The following is a 22,945-nucleotide window of genomic DNA, read 5'->3' as shown; positions in this document are numbered from 1 at the left end:
TTATACATTTAAAAAGAAGCTTAGAATGTTAGTCCTAAGCTTCTTTCATTTTAGCATAATTTTAAACGTATTTGTTGATGACTTCATCCAGTTCTTCTTTTGGATGGTAACCAATAATAGTTTCTACTACTTCGCCGTCTTTTTTGATAAGAAGTGTTGGAATACTCATCACACCAAAGCTTCCTGGTGTTTCAGGGTTTTCATCTACGTCCATTTTGACGATTTTAAGTGCTTCGCCACGTTCTTCTTGTATTTCTTCTAAAACTGGAGCCACCATGCGGCAAGGACCACACCATGTTGCCCAGAAATCTGTTAATACTAAACCTTCGCTAGTTTCTTGTTCAAATGTTGCATCTGTAATTTCTTTTACCATGATTTATTTCACTCCTTATGACTTTTGTACACACAGTATAGCACCTAGACCTATTTGGAGCCATGTTTTTGCTCAGTTGTTTACTTGAACTCGACAATCGTCACACCGTTTCCGCCTTCTGCCGCTGCTCCGAAACGGATGGATTTAACCATGCGATGATTTTTCAGATACTCGGTGACACCTGTTCTCAGTGCGCCAGTTCCTTTACCGTGAATGATGGCTACTTGTGGATATCCTGCAAGCAAGGCTTCATCAAGGTATTTATCCACTTTTTGCAAAGCGTCTTCATAACGTTCACCGCGCAAATCGAGTTCACTTTTTACTGGTGAGTCACTACTATGAACAGATGTGATGATGCGTTGTTTTTTGGGTGTTTCAGGTTGAATGTATTCTAAATCAGTAGTCTTGATTTTCATTTTGATAATACCGATTTGAACGTTCCACTCTTTATCACTAATTTTGTTTAAAAGTGTTCCTTTTTGTCCTAGGGATAAAACTCGAACATTGTCGCCAACTTGGAAGACATGTGGTTTTTGTTTTGGTGCTTGCGGAATGGTTTTGTTGATTGTTTTCGGTTTTGCTTTTCCTAGTCTTGTTTTTGCATCGATAAGCTCATGTTCTTTGATCCCTGCTGCTCCGTTTAATTGCATTGTGCGCAATTCGTGGATAATTTCTTCGGCTTCTACTTCTGCTTTTGTGACAATGTTTGCAGCTTTCTCCCTTGCTTGTTCCATTAATTTATCTTTTTGTTGATAGTAATTCGTTATTTCTTTTTGTAAATCTTTTAAAAGAGCATCAGCCCCGCGAGCTAGTTCCCGTGCTTCTTCATATTCCGTTTCTGCTAGATTTCGTTTTTCTTCTAAGCTCGAAATCATGTCATTTAAATCAGCACTTTCGGTATCTACAAGGCTTCTTGCTTCTGTAATAATGTTTTCACTTAAACCGAGACGGCGCGATATATCAAAAGCATTACTTCGACCGGGAACACCAATTAGTAATTTATACGTTGGGCTAAGGGTTTCCACATTAAATTCCACAGAAGCATTCGTTGCATGAACACGGTTATAGCCATATGCTTTTAGTTCAGGATAATGGGTTGTTGCAACAACACTTGCGCCTTTTTCATGACTTGCATCAAGAATTGCAATTGCTAGTGCTGCTCCTTCTTGTGGATCTGTTCCTGCCCCGAGTTCATCATATAAAATAAGCGACTTATGGTTCACTTTTTCTAAAATGGAAACAATGTTTGTCATATGGGAGGAGAATGTGCTCAAGCTTTGTTCAATCGATTGTTCGTCTCCAATATCAGCAAATACATGCTCAAACACAGCGATAGTAGAATCTTCTTGCGCTGGAATTTGCAAACCTGATTGTGCCATCAATGTTAATAGTCCTAATGTTTTTAAGGTTATTGTTTTACCGCCAGTATTTGGTCCTGTGATTACAATTGTAGTAAAATCTTCACCTAAATAAATATCGTTGGCAACTACATTAGCTGCATCTAAGAGCGGATGTCTTGCTGCTATTAAATGAACAATACCTGCATCACTTAAATGTGGTGTTACTGCTTTCATTGCTTTACCAAAACGTGCTTTTGCAAAAATAAAATCATAGCGACCTAAAATAAAAGTATTGTGATGAATTTCGTTAATCCATCCGGCTAAAGATGCTGATATTTCAGCAAGAATTCGTTCGATTTCTTGCTTTTCTTTTGCTTGCAAAGCCTTTCGTTCATTATTTAGATCAACTACACTTTGCGGCTCAATGAACAAGGTTTGTCCAGAAGCAGACTGGTCGTGAACAATCCCGCCATAATGCCCTTTATATTCTTGCTTAACAGGAATGACATAACGATCATTTCGAATTGTAATAACAGCATCACTTAACATTTTGGAAGCATTTCGATCCCGTAAATAAGATTCGAGTTTTTCACGGACACGATCTTCCGTGCGGCGAAGTGTCCGGCGAATCGTGCTTAGCGCCTCACTTGCTGTATCTAATATTTTCCCACTTTCATCTACAGAAATGGCAATATCTTCTTCTACTTCTTTTAATACCAAAAGTTCATCAGAAAGCGCGCCGAGTAATGGTAATTCGACACCCATTTCTAGTAAATCAGTCATAAAATTTTTCATTTGGCGACTTACTCGTAAGTTGCTACCAATTTGATAGATTTCCAGACCGTTTAAATCGCCACCAATTTCCAGACGCTTTAAATGGGCAAAAACATCTGTTAAACCAGTAATTGGCGCACTTCCTCGTAAACGAATAATTTTGGCTCCTTCTTCGGTTTCAAGTTGTGATTTTTGTACGACTTGAAAATTTGTAGCTGGAGCGAGTTCCAAAATAGCTTGCTCCCCTAGTGAAGAAGAAGCAAATTCGGTAAGCTGTTTTTTTATTTTATCAAATTCTAATATGGCTTCTACTTTTTTTTCCATGAGTCATCCTTCTTTTTAAAAGTTATTTATTCTGTATAAATTGTTGAAATTCTTTTGCTGATTTTGTATTCAGGATTGCGGATTTATCTAACCAAGCTTTCGTTGCAGCGCGAACACCAATGGACATGAAATCAAGATGTTTTGTGTCATGTGCATCTGTATTAATCGCAATGGGAACCCCGGCCGCATGTGCCATTTCTAAATGCTCTCGGTTTAAATCTAGGCGCTGAGGATTCGCATTTAATTCCAGAGCAGTTCCTGTATTTTTCGCTAACTTAATTAGTTCTTTCATATTAACATGATATGGTTTTCTTTTCACGACAATTCTACCAGTTGGATGAGCAATTAATCGCACATATGGATTTTCACATGCTGTTTTTAATCGTTTCATAATTTCTTCTTCTGATTGTTGAAAACTGGAATGAATAGAAGCAATAACAAAATCCAATTGTTTCAATGTTTCATCCTCAAAATCAAGAGAACCATCTGCTAAAATATCCATTTCCACACCAGAATAGACATCAATTTCTGGATAGTTTGCTGCTACTTTTTTGATTTCAGCTTGTTGTTCTAAAAGTCTTTTTTCGTCGAGTCCATTTGCTACTCGTAAAAATTTTCCATGATCAGTAATTACCATGTATTCATAACCTTTTGCGATACATGCTTCAATCATTTCTGGAATCGCATATGCTCCATCTGACCAAGTTGTATGCATGTGTAAGTCACCCCGAATATCGCTTAACTCAAGGAACTTAGTATCTTTTGTTACGCGCTCAATTTCTGTGCCATCTCGGCGGACTTCAGGAGGTAAAAATGGAATATTAAAATGCTCAAAAAACGTTTTTTCTGACTGAAAATGACGAACATTACCGTCTTCCTGCTCCACACCATATTCGCTTATTTTTTCATTAGATTGTTTAGCTAACTGGCGCATTTTAATATTATGATCTTTGGAACCAGTAAAATGATGCAGTGTGGTTGCAAAAGCTTTCTTTTCTACTAAGCGAAAATCTACTGAAATAGTAATATTATTTTCTAATACAGCAGATACTTTTGTTTCTCCTGCACCAGTAACATCTGTAATTAATGGAAACGCAAGTAAAGCTTTTTGCACTTCGTCTGGTTTTTCTGTGGCAATAACGTAATCTAAATCTTTGACCGTTTCCCGCAATCTACGTAAACTACCTGCCTGTGCAAACGTTTCGATGGAAGAAATTTCAGCAAGGTAAGCCTCTACTTCTTGGATGATTGGTAACACATCATTTAGTGGATATCTATCAGGTCGTTCGCCCATTTCGCGGACAGCTTCAGCCATTTTTTCCGCAGACTTTTTACCGAAACCTTTTAATGCTTCGATATGACCGTTTTCTGCTTCTTGAAGTAGTGTTTCTTTATCCACCACGCCAAGTTCATGATAAAGGCGTGATAGTTTCTTCCCTCCAAGCCCTGGCACATCTAAAAGTGGAACGAGGCCAGCAGGTACTTCCTTTTTTAGTTCCTCGAGTTCTGGACATTCTCCGCTATCTAAATAGCGTTGAATAATTTCGCCTGTTGTTTTTCCGATACCGCTAATCTTCGTAAAAACATCTATTTCAGAAAGGCTTCTGCTATCTAATTCAATTGCTTGTGCAGCTTTTCGGAAAGCAGATATTTTAAAGCTATTTTCTCCTTTTAGTTCCATATAAGTGGCAATTTCTTCAAGTAAACGAATAATTTCTTTTTTATTGGTAGCCATCTTTCTTCCTCCCCATAACGTCATTAAAAAATACCAGAGAAATCCTATCCAAAATTGGCTAAGAGTATACATCTGGTATCGAATGTTTCTTTTATTTTGGCAGAATGTCTGTCATCCAGTCATAAAATTGTTCGGACAAAATTGGCGTGTTTTCTAACATCCACTGAGCAACCGTCGAGCTATCAATTAGATTTTCAGACCAATTTGCCGGATAAATTGCCATGATAAACAACACAACAAAAATAATTAAGTAAGACTTAACAACACCAAAAACAGCTGCTAATAACCCGTTGATTTGGCGCAAGACTGGAATTTTAGTCAACCCGCCAACAAGTGAAGCTAGCATATGAACAACAATGATGGAAACAAGGAAAATTATTGCAAATCCGAGTACATTGTAATAAGCCGTTTCTGTTCGTAATTCTTGTAAAATAATGGATAATCCATCTGCAGTATCGCTACCTGGATAAGGTATAAAAGTTAAGTGAGGCGCTAAATCTTCGTAATACGTATACGAGATAAAAAATGCCAAAATATAACCAATTAATAAGATAAGTTGTTTGATTAGGCCAGTTCTATATCCTGCAAAAAAACCACAAACAAGTAAAATTAAAATAATCGCATTTAAAATCATTAATCTCTTCCTTTAATTCGAGCTAGTTCTTGTTCCAACTCTAAATATTTTTGTTCTAATTTTAGATAATCATGAGTTGCATTTACAGCTGTTAATACTGCGAGCCTGCCACTATCTAGCGCATGATTTTGGGATCCGATTTCGTGCATTTTTTCATCGACCTCGCGAGCTACTTTTCGTAAGTGGTCTGCTGTTTCTACGCCAACAATTGTATATTCTCGACCGTAAATTGTTGTCACTACTTTATTTCTCTCATTTGCCACGTAAATTCCTCCTCGCCCAAATTCATTTTAGGCCGCTACTTGTCATAATCTTATCACGAAAAAGCGGGAAAGAAAAGACTCAATCACCCGTTTAGCCGATATTCAGTCTTTCGTCGTAGTATGTTACAATAGAACTTTGAAAGGATGATGCCTTATCGCAAATACAGTAATCTTAGTTGATCCACCGACACTTGAAAAAATGAAACAAACATATCTTCCCTTTTCTAATCCAAAACTACCGCCTGGAGCTGTTTTTGCTGCAAAAAAACCTGGCGTTTCTATCACTGGATATAAATCTCGTAAAGTAATGTTCCAAGGTGTAAAAGGAGAAGAAGAAGCGAAAAAATGGGTAACCACACTTCCAGAAGCAAAAACGAAGACGCCAAGTGTTTCAAAAGTCGTACTTCCAGCAAACTTTGCAGCAAAAAATGTGATTGGGTCTGATGAAGTGGGTACTGGTGATTTTTTTGGTCCAATTACAGTTTGCGCAGCTTATGTAGACGCTGAGATGATGCCGCTTTTAAAAGAGCTTGGTGTGAAAGATTCAAAAGCCATGAAAGACCCAGAAATTTGCCGCATCGCAGAGAAAATCATGCCAATCGTTCCACATAGTGTGCTACTCTGCCCTAATCCTAAATACAATGAACTTCAAAAAAAGGGCATGAACCAAGGCCAAATGAAAGCTTTACTACATAACCGTGCTATTGAGAATGTCCTTAAAAAACTTGCTCCAAGAAAACCAGAAGCTATTTTAATTGATCAATTTGCTGAAAAAAATACGTACTATCGATATTTAGCAAAAGAGCCAAGTATTATTCGGGAAGATGTATTTTTCGCAACGAAAGCAGAAGGACTTCATCTTTCTGTGGCAGCAGCTTCGATTATTGCTCGGTATAAATTTGTACAAGCCTTTGATGCTATGTCAAAAGAAGTTGGTATTCCACTTCCAAAAGGTGCCGGACCTCACGTGGACGTTGTTGCGGCAGAGATTATTGAACGATTTGGACTAGAAACATTAGCTAAATATACCAAACAGCATTTTGCTAATACAGAAAAAGCCCTGAAAATTGCTAAAAAATGAAAAAGCGCCCCGTCAACTAAAGACGAGGCGCTATTAATTATATAGAAGGAATTTGCCAATCAATTGGTTTGATACCATTTTGCGCTAAAAATTGATTTGTTTTAGAAAAATGTTTACATCCCATAAAACCATGTGAAGCGGATAGCGGGCTAGGATGAACGGAAGTGAATGCAATATGTTTTGGATTAGTTAATAATGGTAATTTCTCTTTTGCATTATTCCCCCAAAGCAAAAAAACTACTGGCTCTTCTTTTTGGTTAATCATTTCGATGATACGTGTGGTTAACGTTTCCCATCCTTGACCACGGTGAGAATTGGCCTGACCTGCACGAACGGTTAGTACCGTGTTTAACAAAAGTACGCCTTGTTCTGCCCAAGGTATTAAGTAGCCGTTGTTTGGAATCTCACAATTTAAATCCTGATGTAATTCAGTATAAATATTTTGTAACGAGGGTGGAATTGGCACTCCTTTTTGTACTGAAAAAGAGAGTCCGTGTGCTTGCCCTGGTCCGTGATATGGATCTTGACCAAGGATAACTACTTTTACATCTTTATATGCAGTGTGTTTTAAGGCATTAAAAATATCATACATATCTGGAAAGACTTTTTTGGTTTGGTATTCTATTTTTAGGAACTGGCGAAGTTTTAAATAATAAGATTGGTTAAACTCATCTTTTAGTAACTCATCCCAGTCATTTTCGAGTTTGATCATCTGATTCCATCTCCTTTTTTGCTTCTCTCTACATATATCTTAGCAAATTAGTATTTTAAATTAAACTAAAAACCGCACTCCCTATGTAGGAATGCGGTTCTTTACTTATTCTTTAGGTGGGACGTTTTCTTGATGGTCCCCTTTTCTTGTGATAAATGGCCACCAATTGCCTCGACCGAACAATTTAACCATTACTGGAACAAATAGCGGTAAGATAACGACGGCATAAAGCACTAGACCAATTAGAACTACTGTTGCAATTTCAAGCAAGGAAAGCACACCAGCCGGCATCATAGCGGCAAAAGTTCCACCGAGAATGATAACAGCAGAGAAGATAACGCCTCCCATATTTTTCATCGCTTTGATCATTCTATCGCGAACAGAAAGTCCATTATATTCATTAAATCTTGACATAAGGAATATCGAGTAATCAATACCGAGTGCAACGAGTACAACGAATCCGAAGAATGGGGTTGCCCATGTTAGACCGCTATATCCTAGAATTCGCATAAAGATAATTTCTGCAAATCCAAGTGCAGCAAAGTACGTTAATACAAGTGATGCAATTAGATAAATTGGCATAACTAGAGAACGAAGAACTACAACAAGTGTGACGAATACACTCGCTAAAACAATGACAAGTACTAAATGATAATCTGCTGTCGACATATCTCTTGTATCGTAGTTAGCACTAGTCATTCCACCGATACCAATCTTCGCATTTTCCAGTTTAGTACCTTTCATAGTGGCTGCGAGTTGGTCGTTAATGTCATCAATGGAATCCATTGCTTCATTGGAATATGGATTTTTTGTCAAAATAACATTAATTGTTGCCATTTTTCCATCTGAAGAAATGTATTGATCTAATACTTTTTGGAAATCGGCATTTTTTAGTAACGCATCTGGTACGTATATTCCAGAACTTGCATATGGAACCTTGGACCAATCATCAATAAGTCCATTAGCGGTGTTTAAGCCGCTTTCTACTTTCCCTAAACCATCAGCGCCAGAAGTTAAGCCATCTGTCAACTCACCCATTTGACCGCTAATTCCTGCAAAACCTTCTTTTAGTGCACCTTGCCCAGCTGCAATTTGAGTTAGGGCACTAGAGATTTCAGGCATTTTGGAAACAACTTGATTTTGACCATCAGCTGCTTGATTTAGACCTTTTTCTAATTGATCTAATCCCGTTTCTACTTGGCCAAGTCCTGTACTAAATGCACTAAGGCCATCAGAAATTTGTTTAGATTGTTGGTTTAATTGATTCATCGCAGTTGCTAGTTGTTGAATCCCTTGATTTAATTCGTTCATTTTTGATTGAAGTGCGGCCATTTGTTGTCCTGCCGCTGTTTTTAGTTCGCTACCAGCCGTTTCTAAACCTTGAATATCAGCAGCTAGTTTTTGGAACTTAGGATCGTTTCTTACTTCTGGATGAGCTGTTGCGAATGTTTGGAAAGATTCGCCGATTTTTTTAAACTGTGCTTCTAATTTGGATGTGTCAATCGCTTGTGCGTTAGGGTTTTCAAAACCTTTTAATTGATCTGCTACATTTTGCAAGTTTTTTTGAATTTCAACATAACCTGCTTGGATTTGAGCCTCTCCGTTTTGTAAAGTAGCTAATTGAGATTTTGCTTCTGTAACGCCTTTTTTCAAGTCACCAGCGCCAGTTGCTCCGCTTTCAATTCCTGTTTGGATTTGCGTTAGCGCGGTTTGTAATTGATTGATACCTTCTTTAGTTGCCACCGTTCCTTTTTGTAAATCATTAACTCCTGAAACGGCTTTATCAAGTTCTGGCTCTGATTTTTTGAGTTCTGAACTAGCAGAGTCTAAGCCTTTCTTCACTTCACCCACACCATCTGTTGCTTGACCAACGCCATCATTTACTTGTCCGGCCTGGTTTTTGATGTAAATATCATCCACTCGTTTCCCGGCAGGACGCGACGCACTCATAACCATGTCAATACCTTTTAAATGAGATAAATCATCAGAAATTTTTTCGATTTGCGCAATATATTCTGTTGTGCGCATGTTATCATCATTTTCAATAAAGATTTGAGTTGGCGCGACTTGTCCGGCTCCAAAACTATCGGAGACGATTTCAAAACCTTTTTTAGATGGATATTTATCGCTAATTTCATCTAGTGAATTGAATGATTCTGTCCCTGTGTGAAGTAAAATTGGTGGTAAGGTGATAGCTGCAACAATCAAAAGTGCAATCCACGGTCTTGCAAAAGTGAATTTACCAGCAGCTCCCCAAATTTTATTTTCTTTATGACTTATATTTTTATTTAGTGGCCAGAATAGATGCGTTCCGAGCGTACTCATAAAGAATGGCACGAGCGTGTAAAGTGCGGCTAGTAAAACAACAATCCCGACACCAACTGCTACTGCGGAACGATATAAATCGAATTGAACAAAGTATAAAGAGGTGAATGCAACTAAAACAGCTACACCACTGTAAATAACTGTCTTTCCAGCTGTGCGGTAAGTGGTATGAACAGCTTCTCGTGGATTAAGCCCTGCACCCATTTCTTCTTTAAATCTGCTCATTAAGAGAATACAATAATCGGTTCCAATTCCAAACATGATACAGACCATAAATATCTGCGTGTAAGTAGAAACCGGGAAATTAAAGAGGTCTATTAAGAAAGCTACTGTGCTTTGTGCAACTAGATAACTGATTCCAACTGTGATTAGTGGGATAAATGGAGCCACTGCAGAACGGAAAACAAGGAATAATACAACTAAAATAAAGACAACTGTGATGCCTTCTGTTTTATGTAAACCGTCCTCTGATCCTTGAACTACATCTTCTTGAATGAGCTTATTCCCAGTTAAATACGTATCAACACCCTTAACATCCATTTTCTTGTCTAAAGCATTGCGTATACTTTTTACAGAAGCATCTGTATCATCTACGGTAAGGCTTGCTACCAATGTTTTACCATCTTTTGATAAGAATTTATCTTTTAATTCGGGTTGATTGAAGCTCGATAAGACATTTGTTACATGAAGTTCGTCTTTATCTTTGTTTATAGAGTCAAGTGATTTTTTGATATCGTTTAATTCTGTTCCGTTTAATTTATGATCAGCTGTATAAACAGCAATATAAGCTGAGCCTTTATCATCCGGGTTGTGTTTCTTTTGCATTTCTGTTGCAAGTGATGACGGATAGCCATCGGGCAGTTTTAATTCGCCTTTTTCGCGTACAAGATCTGCCATGGGTGGTGCAATAAACATTAATACGACTGCTGCTGCAAGCCAAAAAGCTAAAATGGCCCAGCGGAGTTTCATAATCCATTTCATGCCAAATCTCTCCTTTTATTTTTTAGACTGAACAACTGAATTAGTGATTTTCTGGAATAATTCAAAAAAGTGTTCGCTGTCTTCTTCCCCAAGAATTTCTAACCATTCGTTTACAAGAAGCTCTAAGCGTTTCTCACATTCTTCATAAACGCTATTCCCTTTTTCGGAGATGGTTAAAATAACTGCTCGTTTATCTTGATGATTTTTTTCTCTTCGGATATAGCCTTTTTCTACCAGTCGTTTCAGCTTTGGTGTAATAGCACTTTTGTTTACAGAGAGTGCAGCCGCAAGTTCTGTCGCGCTAATGCCATCGTAAGCCGCGATTTCACGAAGGACAAAAAATTGTTCTATGGAAAGGTCGACTGTGTTTGCTGAAATTTCTGAAATAGATTGATGTATGTGTGTCATTGCAAATATGTAAGTTTGTTGGTAACTCTTAATTAGTTGTTTTACCTTTTGTTTTTCCAAATAAAGTTCACCCCTTAAACTATTTTCTAGTTTAATCTTTCTTCACTTTGAAGTCAAATAAAAGAACTTACTTTAAAAGCAAGTTCTCTTATTATTATTCGACTGATTTTAGTGCTTCTATCATATCTATGCGTTTAAGTTTAATGTGCATCACGATCATAACGACTGAGGCAAAAATAAGTGTCAGTATTCCTGAGAACAGATAACTTGTCCAATTAACTGCTGGACTGAACATCATTTGATCTACTTCTGCGGTTGTAATAATAAAGCGATGTAAGAAGAACCCAAGAACAAAACCTGTAAAAATTCCCATTATAGTTAAAATGATATTTTCACGATAAACATACATGGTAACTTCTTTTGGATAAAACCCAAGTACTTTGATAGTAGATAGTTCTCGAATACGTTCGGATACATTAATATTGGTTAAATTATACAGAACAACAAATGCCAGAAGTGCGGCAGATGTAATAAGTACAACAATAACGATATTAAGACTGTCGAGTGTATCAGTTAACATTGAGCTAACATTATTGGAGAAAGTTACATTTAGAATCGCCTTGCTATCTACTAATTTTTCAGCAAATGCGGTTTCCACTTTGGAAGAAGTGTCTTTTAACATTAATAAATCTAGGTTATAAGCTGGATTTTTATCAAAGATTTTTTGATAATAGCTTGGTGTCATATAAATGTAGTGTAATGCATAATTTTCAGTAATATCGCTTACTTTTATTTTGAATTTATCATTTTGAGCATTTTTAACTGTAATGGTATCTCCTGGTTTTACATCTAGGATTTTTGCTAATTTTTCACTAATTATTGCGCCGTCATCTGTGAGTTTTTCTGTTGTATGGCTTGCTCGATCACGAAGAACCACATAATCTGGTAATTCATTTAGATTTTTAGGCACAATGATAGATGCATTTTGAGCTGATTGACCAGATTTTACAGCATCAAGATTTGTTTGGGACATCGAAAGTTTACCTTTAATATTTTGATCAGCCAGTAATTTATCATACGCTTCTTTGGCAGTTGGTGGCGCGCTCATATCCTGATAAACAGCTGCATCATATTTCATAATTTCCCCGTACTGCATTTTTGCAATATCACTGATAGAATCACGAAGCCCGAAACCAGTAAGAATTAACGCCGTACATCCCGCCACACCAAGAACCGTCATTAACATACGTTGCTTATATCGGAATAAATTTCTTGCTGTTACTTTACTTGTAAAATTCATCCGTTTCCAGATAAAATTCATGCGTTCTAAGAAAATACGTTTCCCAATTTTTGGCGCTTTTGGACGCATTAAGGTGGCTGCATTTGCTCGAAGTTCCGACCGACAAGCTGCATAAGCTGTAAATGTAGTACAAAGTAACGCTACAAATAACGCTAATAAACTATAACTCCAGTAAAAATCTATATCTACTGATGGCATTTCATACATTGATTTATAGGCGTTGAAGATAATATTCGGGAAAAACTGAAAGCCAATTAATACGCCTAAAATACTTCCAATAATACTTGCTAATGATCCATATACAAGGTATTTCAAAATAATACTACCATTTGAATAACCAAATGCTTTTAATGTTCCTATTTGCGTTCTTTGCTCCTCAACCATACGAGTCATAGTTGTTAAACATACAAGTGCTGCAATAAGGAAGAAGAAAATCGGAAAAGCTGTGGATAAAGATGTTAAGCGATCTGCATTTTCTTTGTACTCGCTATAACCAGGATTATCACTTCGATCAAGAATATAGTATTTCGGAAGTTTAAGTGCATCTAACTTTTCTTGGCCGATTTTTACATCTCTTTCGGCGCTAGCTAATTTAGCTTCTGCTTTCTTTTTTTCTTGTTCAAATAATGCCAAATTTTTATCGTATTCAGCTTGGCCATCATTTAACTTGTTAAGCGCATTTTGTAATTCAGCAGCACCTGTTTTCTTACCCTCAGCTAATTGTTTTTTTGCGAGAGAGAGTTTTTCTATACCTGCTTGGTATTTAGCTAACCCTTGTTGATAAGCAGATTTAGCATTTTGAAGTTCTGTTGTTTTCGTAGCTAAGGTTTTTTCAGCTTGTTCTATTTTTTGTTTTTCGGCGTCTAAATTAGCTCGTGCAGATTGATATTCCTTCTCAGCATATGCCACTTGTTCAAGTGCTAGATTTAGTGCTTTTCTTATGTCTGCATCATCAATCTCACCGTTTTCATAATTATCGAGTAAGTCATTGATTGCGTTTTTATATTCTGTTCGTTCTTCATTCGAAAAATCAAGTTCTGATGTTAGCATATCAAATGAATCAATCAAGCTTTCGCGGTCAAGATCGATAGTTGTTAAATCTGGTTGCTTTTGAGCGTTTTCAAGTGTTTTCCGTGCAGTTCGTAAATATCCATTTGCCGTATTTAAAAGATTATTGGTATCTTCCCATACTGCTCTACCTTCTTCTAACTCCATTTGGGCTTGTAAAATAGCTTCTTCGCCTTGGTCAATCTTGATTTTGGAAGCATCTAGTTGTTTTTTTACATTCGTTAGTTCTTTTTCGCCTGATGCAATTTCTGCTTCGCCTTGTTTTATCTTAGCATCGTAGTTAGCTTTTGCAATTTGATACTTTGAAAAGCCTTCATCGAGCTCTGCTTTTGCATTTGTAAGTTTAGCTTGATTTCTTTGTAATGCTGCTTTTCCTTTATTAATTTCTGCTGTTGCATCGTCTAGTTTCTTTTGTTCACTTGTTTTAATTTTATTTAATCGTTTTTCTGGTTGATCTTTTAGCGCTTTGTCTATTTTGGTCTTATCTTCTTTTTCAGAAGCTACATAAGCATCACTAAAGGCTTGTTTAGCGGCTAAATTATCAAATGTCAAATTGGCAATCGTGTATTCTGGTAAATCAAAATCTTGTTCTGGAATTACGCCGAAAGCATCTGTTTTCCCTTTTCCAACCGTACTTGATCCCCGTTCGGATTTCTGGATATACGCTGGTGAGCGGACAAATCCAACCACTTTATAGGTGGATTTTTTTAGTGTGTTAGTTAATTTATTGCCATCACTTTTGACAAAAGTTACTTCATCACCAAGCTTGACATTTTTATGAATAAGTTGATTATTATCAAGGGCAATTTCACCGGATTTTTCTGGCAAATAGCCACTTATGACTTTATACTGATTTAAATGATCACTTTTTGACGTTGAAAATAGTTTTGTTACGATGTTTTTATCTTTCATTAAAGTATCAGCTGTATAACCGAGCTCCACTTCTGAAACCCCTGAAATATTTTCTAATGAATCTTTATCAGATTTATCTAATCCATAGGTAGATTGTACATTAAAATTAGCTAATTCATACTTATTAAAATAGTTATTTGCGGTTAAAAGCATATCTGGCCCTGTTGCTTTTAGACCGGAGAAAAAAGCAACACCAAGCATAATCAGCATAAAAATAGAGATAAATCGACTTTTTGAACGCCAAATTTCTCGGTAGATATCTTTCCACAAAGCTGAACGTTTCACTGGTTGCCCCTTTCTACCATTCTAAATCATCAATAGACATTGGTTCTGGATTTTCTTTGTTGCTGCGGACTTTTGCATTATTAATTTCAATTATTCGATCAGCAATTGGCGTAATCGCTGTATTATGTGTAATAACAATAACTGTGGTTCCTGTATGTTGACATGTTTCTTGTAGTAGTTTTAAGACTGATTTTCCAGTGTCATAATCTAAGGCACCAGTAGGTTCGTCGCAAAGGAGAAGTTTAGGCGCTTTAGCTAGCGCACGTGCTATCGCAACACGTTGTTGCTCTCCGCCGGATAATTGCGCGGGAAAATTATCTAATCTATGACTTAATCCAACTTGGTTTAAAACAGTTTCTGCGTCCAAAGCATTAGGCGCAATTTGGGCTGCTAATTCTACATTTTCTTTGGCAGTCAAATTAGGTACTAAATTATAAAATTGGAATACAAATCCAACATCCGTTCGCCGGTATTTGGTTAATTGTTTTGCATTATATTGGGCAATATCTTGTCCATCTACCATAATTTTGCCTTCGCTTGCGTTGTCCATTCCACCGAGGATATTTAAAACAGTGGATTTCCCAGCCCCAGAAGGTCCAACTATGACTACAAATTCCCCTTTTTTAATACCAAAGTTGATTTTATCATTAGCCGTTACAACGTTCTCGCCCATTTGATAGTATTTGGATACGTCTTTCATTTCTACATAGGTCATTTTTCTCGTCCTTTTTTATCTGGCATGTGTCATAATTATAACATGTGTTATTTAAGTAAGTGAAGTACTAAAAATGAAAAGCTTACAGTAATTCAATAAAAAGATAAAAATATACAAAAAAAGAACTAACCTATATAGAAATGTTTTCCAAATAGATTAGTTCATTTTTTATTTAGCGAATAATCGCATTCAGTTTTGTTTGTAATGCTTCCACTACTTTGTTAGTCGCTTTTTGGACATCTTCTTCTACAAGCGTTCTTTCGCTATCAAGGAAAGTTAACGTATATGCGAGTGATTTTTTATTTTCTCCCAGACTTTCACCTTCAAAAATATCAAATAGCTCGATGTCTACTAGTAGTTTCCCGCCGTGTTCTTTGATTACTTCTGATATGGTTGCGTGGTTGATATCTTTATCAACTAGTAATGCTAAGTCACGAGTCATTTCCGGATAACGCGGGATTGGATGATAAACAACTTTTTCTTTTGTCGCTTCAAGTAAAGCTTCTACATTAATTTCAAATACATAAGTTTCTTTTAAATCATAGTTTGCTTCTACAGCTGGATGAAGTGCACCAAGGTAACCAATTTCTTTTCCTTCTAACTGGATACTTGCCGTTCTTCCTGGATGCAGTTCTTCTTTTTCTGTTTGATTCCAGTGTAGCTCAGCTTTGATTCCTAGTTTATTCACTAAGCCTTCCACAATCCCTTTTAAAACAAAGAAATCTACTGGTTTTGGTGTTTTTTGCCAATCGGAAGTGTGCCAATTCCCAGTAATTAAGCCTGCTAAATGTTCTTGTTCGATTGGTAAATTGTCGCCTTCTGTTGCATAAAACACAGTTCCCATTTCGTAAAGGGCCACATCCATATTTTTACGAGCAATATTATAACTTGCACTACGGATTAATTGTGGGACAATACTTGTTCTTAAATGGCTATGTTCCTCACTCATAGGCATCGAGAGCGCCACGGTTTTTTCATCAGATAAAGCTAAGCGTGTTGCATCTTTTTTAGAAGTTAAAGAATAAGTTAATGCTTGGTTAAGTCCTGCACATTCTAAATAAGCGCGCATCACCCGACGAGCTTTTTGACTTTCAGATAAGCCGCCAGTTGTACTTGTCGCTGGTAAAGTTACTGGAATTTCATCATAACCATAAATACGTGCTACTTCTTCTAAAATGTCCGCTTCAATCGTAATATCCCAACGTCTAGTCGGTACTTCAACAATCAATTTGTCCTCTTTTACTTCTAACACAAAGCCTAAACGATCAAAAATAGTTTTTATTTCAGAAAGGGTAATTGTTGTTCCTAGAATACGGTTAATACGAGTTAAACTTGTTTCGATTTTATTCACTGCTTTTTTACGATTATCCACTTCCACCACACCGCCAATTAGCGTGCCGCCGCTCAGTTCAGCGATAAGCGCTCCGCCGTGTGCCAGTGCTTTTTCTACTTTCCAAGCATCCGATCCTTTGTCGTAACGGATACTTGCTTCTGTGCGTAAATATAATTCGCGAGATGCTTTTCCGATAGATGAACTACTGAAAATAGCTCCCTCAAGCGCTACAGTCGTTGTGCTATGAGTTACTTCAGAAAATTCACCGCCCATAACACCCGCAATAGCAATTGGTTCTATTCCGTTCGTAATGACTGTATGACCTGCTTGTAAAGTTCTTTTCTCGCCATCTAGTGTGGTAATTTCTTCTTGCTCTTTTGCGGAACGGACAACGATTTTTTTGCTGCCGATTTTATCATAATCAAAGGAATGAAGGGGTTGTCCGTATAATAAATTGATGTAATTTGTTACATCAACCACATTATTATGAGGACGAATGCCAGCCTTCATCAATTTTGTTTGCAACCAAAGTGGTGATTCTTTAATTTCGATATTTTCGACCATTTTAATAGCATAATAAGGGGTTTCAGCTGGATTTTCCACTTCTACAGAAATAAAGTCATCTGCTTTCCCTTTTTCAGATACGTCGGGTTCTGTTGGTTGTGCTGGTTTTTGATGAATAATCGCGCCTACTTCGTGAGCTACACCATTCATACTTAATGCGTCTGCACGATTGGGAGTGATAGCCATATCAAGAATCGCATCATCTAAACCGAGTAATGTAATCGCGCTTACCCCTGTTTCAACATGATCTGGTAATACATATATACCATCTGCATATGCTTTTGGTACAACTTTACTTTCAAAGCCTAGTTCAGAAAGAGAACAAATCATTCCTTCTGACACTTCACCGCGTAGTTTAGCTCGTTTGATTTTAAGTCCGCCTGGAAGTCTTGCGCCAACTTTGGCTACGATAACTTTTTGACCAGCAGCTACATTTGGTGCGCCGCAAATAATTTGAACTGGTTCATTTTCGTCTGTTTGAACGATGCATTTATTCAATTTTTCTGCATCTGGGTGGCGTTCACATGATAAAACTTCCCCCACTACAACATTTTTCAAACTAGCGCTTAATTCTTCTACGCCTTCGATTTCGATTCCAGTTCTTGTAATTGCTTCTCCTAGCTCTTCCGCCGTTAAAGGGAAGTCTTGGAAAAATTCTTTTACCCAATTATATGAAACTAACATTAGATTTCCCCCGTTTCTGTGCTTTGGAATTGCTTGGTAAAACGTAAATCATTCGTATATAAATGGCGAATATCATCGACCGCGTATTTCAACATTGCAACACGTTCAGGTCCTAAGCCAAAAGCAAATCCGCTGTAACGAGTGGAATCAATTCCGGACATTTCAAGTACGTTTGGATGCACCATACCACTTCCTAAAATTTCAATCCAACCTGTTCCTTTACACACGCGACAACCTTTACCACCACATTTGAAACAAGAAATATCCATTTCAACTGAAGGCTCTGTGAACGGGAAAAACGATGGACGAAGACGAATTTCACGTTCTTCTCCAAACATAGTTTTTGCAAGTACTGTCAACGTTCCTTTTAAATCAGCAAAAGTGATATTTTCGCCAACTACTAGCCCTTCGATTTGAGTGAATTGGTGGGAGTGAGTTGCATCATCATTATCGCGACGGTACACTTTCCCAGGACAAATAACTTTGATAGGTCCTTTGGAGAAGTCATGTTTCTCCATTGTTCTTGCTTGTACAGGTGATGTTTGAGTCCGTAGTAAAGTGTTTTCTGTAATATAGAAGCTATCTTGCATATCACGTGCCGGATGATCTTTTGGTAAATTTAGTGCTTCGAAGTTGTAGTAATCCAGTTCAACTTCTGGACCTTCTGCAATTTCGTAACCCATACCAATGAACATATCTTCCATCTCTTCAATTACTTGTGTCAGTAAATGTTTTGTTCCAATGCTAGGAGCTGTTCCTGGTAGTGTAATATCAATTGTTTCTGCTTTTAATTTTTCGTTGATTGCTTCTGTTTCCAGAATTTGCTGTTTGCCAGTAATCGCTTTAGTTAAGGCTGTTCTTACTTCATTAGCTAGAGAACCCATTTTTGGTTTTTCTTCTGCGGAAAGTTTTCCCATTTGTTTCATGATTTCGGTCATTGGGCCTTTTTTTCCAAGATATTTCACTCGTAAGTCGTTTAACGTTTTTAAGTCTGATGCTTCTTTAATTTGTGTTTCTGCTTCACTTTTTAGCGTTTGTAACTGTTCTAACATACCGTTCACTCCTTCTTTTTAGACAAAATAAAAAAGCTCTATCCACAAAGGGACGAGACTTCTCGCGGTACCACCCTAATAAGAACAAAATCTGTTCCCACTCAAAATTCGATAACGGCTTAGTAACCGGACCACCTTCACACGTATTGTGCTTCCCGGCAGCGACTCCAGAGATGAAATGTTCACAAATTCGTTTGTAAAGTGGCTTTCAGTCTATGACCACTTCTCCCTATACAGACTCACTTCGCTACTTGGCTCTTTCATTGTCTTTACTTATTTAGATAGTTTCTATTATAGTATGGTTCTGCGAAAGATTCAAGCTAAAAAATAATCTCTCCATATTATTAGGAGAGATTATTTCTTTTCAATTAGGTACTTCCACCCATTTATCCGCCCAGCACTGGACTTCAAGCATTACTTCTTGGAGTGCTTTCCCTTTTTCGGTTAATTCATATTCAATGCGTACAGGAGTTTCTGGATAAACTTGTCTTAAACAGATATCCATTTCCTCAAGTTCCTTCAAACGCTCTGCAAGCACCCGATCACTCATTTGTGGGATCTCAGCGGCAACTTGTTTAAACCTTTTTGGACCAGTCAGTAAGACATTGATGATAAGTCCAGTCCAGCGTTTACCTAGTAATTGGAACGCCGATTCAAACTTTGGACATACTGTATGTGCATCAGTCATAATTCTCACCTCTGACATTATTGTAACATAACTATCATCAGAAAGTAACTAATAAATCTTTTGTTGCTTATATTTAGTAAGTTGTTAAGGGGAAATGGAAAAACAAGAAGAGATTTAAAAAAATGGTTGATAAATCCATTCCGACTTATCAACCACTTTTTATTATTTTCTTAAACCATAAAGTAAAATTCCTGCTGCTACAGCAACATTTAATGATTCACTGTCACCATATATAGGAATGTAGACTTTTTCGGAAAGCCGTTCTTGTAATTCAGGTGAAATGCCGTTACCTTCATTTCCAACCATTAAAGCTAATGTTTCACGTTTTGGCATATCATTTAAAGATTTAGCTTGTTCATCTAAAACAGCTCCAATTACTGGAACACCCTCTTCTTCTAAATTCGCAATCCAATCAAATAAATCTGCTTGAATAACTGGTATATGGAAGTGACTTCCTTGCGTGCTACGTATAACTTTTGGATTATAAAGGTCTGCACTACCTCTACCAAGAATGACACAATCATATCCAGCCGCATCAGCAGTTCGAATTAACGTACCAACATTGCCTGGATCTTGCACTGCATCTACTAATAGTAATTTTTTGCCATATAAAAGCATCATATCTGGCTCAGAAATAGTAACTACAGCAAAAACGCCTTGTTCTGTCATCGTTTCGCTAATTAAATGACTAATTTCTGCGCTGATTTCAAACACATCGTAATCGCCTTTTAACCACTCTTCTGGAACAGAGACACCACTTGAAACAAGTAGCTCCAATACTAAACCATCTTGACGTAATGCTTCTTCTACTAAATGAAAGCCTTCCACCAAATAAGTTCCGGTTTTGTCGCGGCCTTTTCTCGTTTGCAATTTTTTCCATGTTTTAACACGGTCGTTTTTTATTGATTGAATCTGTTCCATTAAAGTTGTCCTCTTTTCTCGAAACTCAACCTAGGCGAATTTCTGTTACTTTTTCTTTATCTAAACGTTTGACTACTTCTGTAATTAGTTTTACTGCATTTTCAAAATCGTCGCGGTGTAGCATGGACGAATGAGAATGAATATAGCGTGTCGCGATGGTAATAGATAGCGATGGGATTCCGTTTCCAGTCAAATGAATCGAACCAGAATCAGTCCCACCCATTGGAATAGCTTCAAATTGGTATGGAATAGAGAGTTCGTCCGCTACATCTGTCACAAAATCACGAAGACCTGCATGTGCCACCATGGAAGCATCATAAATAACGATTTGTGGTCCTTCACCCATTTTGCTCATTGCTTCTTTGTCCGTCACGCCAGGAGTATCTCCCGCGATACCAACATCAACAGCAAAACCAATATCCGGTTGAACGAAATGTGCAGCAGTTTTGGCGCCGCGCAATCCTACTTCTTCTTGAACGGTTCCAACACCATAAACGATATTCGGATGTTGCTCTTTTTGTAGATTTTTAAGAACTTCAATTGCAATAGCGAGTCCGATACGATTATCCCAAGCTTTCGCAAGTAAGAATTTTTCGTTTTTCATCACAGTGAAATCAAATGCTGGCACAATCATATCACCAGGACGAATACCATAACTTTCTACTTCTGCTTTATCAACTGCACCAATATCAATAAACATATCCTTGATGTCAAAAGATTTTTGACGTTCAGCTGCGGTCATTACATGCGGTGGTTTAGAGCCAATAACACCTGTAATTGCTTCGCCTGAACGGGTTACAATAGTAACTTTTTGTGCAAGCATTACCTGGGAAACCCAGCCGCCCACTGTTTGAAATTTAATAAAACCTTTATCATCAATTTGAGTTACCATAAAGCCAACTTCATCTAAATGGCCCGCAATCATGATTTTAGGTCCATCTTCATTTCCGACTTTTTTTGCGACCGCGCTACCTAGGCCATCTGTTTCAAAACTATCAGCTAACGGTTCGATATATTCACGAAATACATTTCTAACTGCTCGCTCATTACCGGGGATACCTTTTGCGTCCGTTAATGCTTTTAACATCTTTAATTGTTCATCCATATAAATAACCTCCTTATAAACTCCTTTTCCATTATAACAGTTTCTTTCTAAAATTCCTTTGAAAACGCAAAAAAAGCTGAGTTAATTCCCAGCTTTTACTTAAATTTTACCATGCAACAGATTGTATGTTTAATAAGGGTACATTGAGCGCGGATTTATTTTTAGTTTCTACTTTAGTGATTCTGGTCTTATGAAGTTCAGATATGTCAACATCCATATTAATCACTAATCGATTTTGATTATCCGTTTTTAGGGAAGTTGCAATCGTTGGAGAATAATCTTCTAGTTGGTAAAAGTTTTTTATTGATGTACTTTCAATCCAACCTATTGGTTCTCCATTATGATGAAGGTGGTACCATGAAATATTAGAGTCTGTCACTTTAACTTCTTGATTAATAGCCACTTGACGTCCAAAATATTTCGAAGTACTTTCAATCGTTTTTGCACCTTTTGTTCCACTAGGTGCGGACCAAATAAAGCAATTGTCTTTTGGTGCCACTTCTCCGGCTGCCTTGATTGCTTTTTCTGATATCCGTTCACTATAAACAGTATCATATTTATCTAAATTTGCTTTTTTTATTAGTTCGATTAATTTCGCTGCATACTCTGGGTCAGATGAATAACCAGTTTTCCCTAGTGCAATGGCTGCATTTTCATAGTTATATTCTTTGATTAATCCTGCATATAAACTAGGATTCCATGATGGGCCTTTAACAAATAAAAGCGCATGGTCATTCAATGATTCATACCAGCCTGGATACGCTCTAAATTCAGCGTCCGTTCCAACCCAAACAATCCCATTATGTTCTTTAGTTGGCAACTTAATTGTATTTCCTTTATAGGAACCTTTAATACCAAATAAGTTTTTGCCCTCTTTTGCTAGCTTACTATTTCCCCAATTGGATTCTAATATTGCTTGCGAAATTGTAATACTTGCTAAAATACCATGTTCTTTTTGCACTTTTTGAGCATGCGGCGCAATCTCATTAATAAACTTCTCTTGCTTGGAAGTCAGGCCGTCCTCTAGACCAGCAGCTTGGGAGTGGATTGGTAAGGCACATAATGTAATTGTAATTCCAAGACCAATTGTCACCAAATGCTTCTTTGCGAGTTGTAACATAATGATTTATTGCACATCCTTTTTTGAGTTATCCTTCTGGCTAAATAAAAAAGTTGCCAGAAACCAGTGTCCTTTAAACAACTTCTTCATTCTATCAAAACTTCTTTGTAATACACATTACTTTTAGATGACATATGTTACATTACGTGATAGATATTGATTTAAAGCGTTTTATGAGGAATTGTGTTTCTAGAAACCAAAAAAGAAAAGAGCTTCAAAAGGACTTTTTGCCTATAAATAAGACAAGC

At 37.2% G+C, this 22,945-nt stretch carries 17 protein-coding genes and 1 other annotated feature; of the genes, 1 reads left to right on the top strand and 16 read right to left on the bottom strand.

The features are described 5' to 3' along the window. Positions 1-61: 61 nt before the first annotated feature. The 5 genes from trxA to zapA all read right to left on the bottom strand — a co-directional run bounded on the left by trxA (position 62) and on the right by zapA (position 5,443). Positions 62-373 (bottom strand): thioredoxin, encoded by a 312-nt coding sequence (gene trxA, locus LWE_RS06005; protein WP_011702002.1) that lies wholly within the window; start codon positions 371-373, stop codon positions 62-64. Between the two features lie 80 nt (positions 374-453). Continuing rightward, positions 454-2,811 (bottom strand): endonuclease MutS2, encoded by a 2,358-nt coding sequence (locus LWE_RS06000; protein WP_011702001.1) that lies wholly within the window; start codon positions 2,809-2,811, stop codon positions 454-456. Between the two features lie 22 nt (positions 2,812-2,833). After that, positions 2,834-4,546: a DNA polymerase/3'-5' exonuclease PolX gene (polX, locus tag LWE_RS05995; RefSeq protein ID WP_011702000.1), complete on the bottom strand. Its 1,713-nt coding sequence runs from the start codon at positions 4,544-4,546 to the stop codon at positions 2,834-2,836. Positions 4,547-4,637: 91 nt separating this feature from the next. Further along, on the bottom strand, positions 4,638-5,180 hold the full coding sequence (locus LWE_RS05990) for a CvpA family protein (RefSeq protein WP_011701999.1): 543 nt from the start codon (positions 5,178-5,180) through the stop codon (positions 4,638-4,640). Then, positions 5,180-5,443: a cell division protein ZapA gene (gene zapA / locus LWE_RS05985; RefSeq protein WP_011701998.1), complete on the bottom strand. Its 264-nt coding sequence runs from the start codon at positions 5,441-5,443 to the stop codon at positions 5,180-5,182. The genes LWE_RS05990 and zapA overlap by 1 nt, the downstream gene beginning before the upstream one ends. Before the next feature lie 154 nt (positions 5,444-5,597). Between zapA and rnhC the strand changes: the two genes are divergently transcribed. Next, a complete protein-coding gene (rnhC, locus tag LWE_RS05980) occupies positions 5,598-6,524 on the top strand; it encodes a ribonuclease HIII (RefSeq protein WP_041176334.1) in 927 nt (308 codons plus the stop codon). Between the two features lie 37 nt (positions 6,525-6,561). Here the strand turns inward: rnhC and LWE_RS05975 are convergent, their stop codons facing one another. From LWE_RS05975 to LWE_RS05925, 11 genes are all read right to left on the bottom strand, one after another. Beyond that, a complete protein-coding gene (locus LWE_RS05975) occupies positions 6,562-7,236 on the bottom strand; it encodes a uracil-DNA glycosylase (protein ID WP_011701996.1) in 675 nt (224 codons plus the stop codon). Positions 7,237-7,341: 105 nt separating this feature from the next. Further along, complete coding sequence (locus LWE_RS05970; RefSeq protein WP_011701995.1) at positions 7,342-10,542, bottom strand: MMPL family transporter; 3,201 nt, start codon at positions 10,540-10,542, stop codon at positions 7,342-7,344. A 15-nt stretch (positions 10,543-10,557) separates the two neighbouring features. Beyond that, positions 10,558-11,010 carry a MarR family winged helix-turn-helix transcriptional regulator gene (locus tag LWE_RS05965; protein ID WP_011701994.1) on the bottom strand — a complete coding sequence of 151 codons (453 nt, stop codon included), beginning with the start codon at positions 11,008-11,010 and terminating at the stop codon, positions 10,558-10,560. A 94-nt stretch (positions 11,011-11,104) separates the two neighbouring features. Then, positions 11,105-14,515, bottom strand: coding sequence for an FtsX-like permease family protein (locus LWE_RS05960; RefSeq protein WP_011701993.1), 3,411 nt, complete (start codon positions 14,513-14,515; stop codon positions 11,105-11,107). Positions 14,516-14,528: 13 nt separating this feature from the next. Next, positions 14,529-15,230: an ABC transporter ATP-binding protein gene (locus LWE_RS05955; RefSeq protein ID WP_011701992.1), complete on the bottom strand. Its 702-nt coding sequence runs from the start codon at positions 15,228-15,230 to the stop codon at positions 14,529-14,531. Between the two features lie 172 nt (positions 15,231-15,402). After that, positions 15,403-17,811: a phenylalanine--tRNA ligase subunit beta gene (gene pheT / locus LWE_RS05950; RefSeq protein ID WP_011701991.1), complete on the bottom strand. Its 2,409-nt coding sequence runs from the start codon at positions 17,809-17,811 to the stop codon at positions 15,403-15,405. After that, positions 17,811-18,863 carry a phenylalanine--tRNA ligase subunit alpha gene (gene pheS / locus LWE_RS05945; RefSeq protein ID WP_011701990.1) on the bottom strand — a complete coding sequence of 351 codons (1,053 nt, stop codon included), beginning with the start codon at positions 18,861-18,863 and terminating at the stop codon, positions 17,811-17,813. The genes pheT and pheS overlap by 1 nt, the downstream gene beginning before the upstream one ends. A 45-nt stretch (positions 18,864-18,908) precedes the next feature. Then, positions 18,909-19,136, bottom strand: a binding site (T-box leader). A 91-nt stretch (positions 19,137-19,227) separates the two neighbouring features. Next, on the bottom strand, positions 19,228-19,551 hold the full coding sequence (locus tag LWE_RS05940; protein WP_003721618.1) for a winged helix-turn-helix transcriptional regulator: 324 nt from the start codon (positions 19,549-19,551) through the stop codon (positions 19,228-19,230). Between the two features lie 162 nt (positions 19,552-19,713). Further along, positions 19,714-20,472: a TrmH family RNA methyltransferase gene (locus tag LWE_RS05935; RefSeq protein WP_011701989.1), complete on the bottom strand. Its 759-nt coding sequence runs from the start codon at positions 20,470-20,472 to the stop codon at positions 19,714-19,716. A 25-nt stretch (positions 20,473-20,497) separates the two neighbouring features. Next, complete coding sequence (locus LWE_RS05930; protein WP_011701988.1) at positions 20,498-21,577, bottom strand: M42 family metallopeptidase; 1,080 nt, start codon at positions 21,575-21,577, stop codon at positions 20,498-20,500. A 106-nt stretch (positions 21,578-21,683) separates the two neighbouring features. Then, positions 21,684-22,697: a glucosaminidase domain-containing protein gene (locus LWE_RS05925; protein ID WP_011701987.1), complete on the bottom strand. Its 1,014-nt coding sequence runs from the start codon at positions 22,695-22,697 to the stop codon at positions 21,684-21,686. Positions 22,698-22,945: the final 248 nt, after the last annotated feature.

It is taken from the genome of Listeria welshimeri serovar 6b str. SLCC5334 (genome assembly GCF_000060285.1).
Classification (GTDB): domain Bacteria; phylum Bacillota; class Bacilli; order Lactobacillales; family Listeriaceae; genus Listeria; species Listeria welshimeri.
This window is presented reverse-complemented; position numbering and strand designations above follow the sequence as displayed.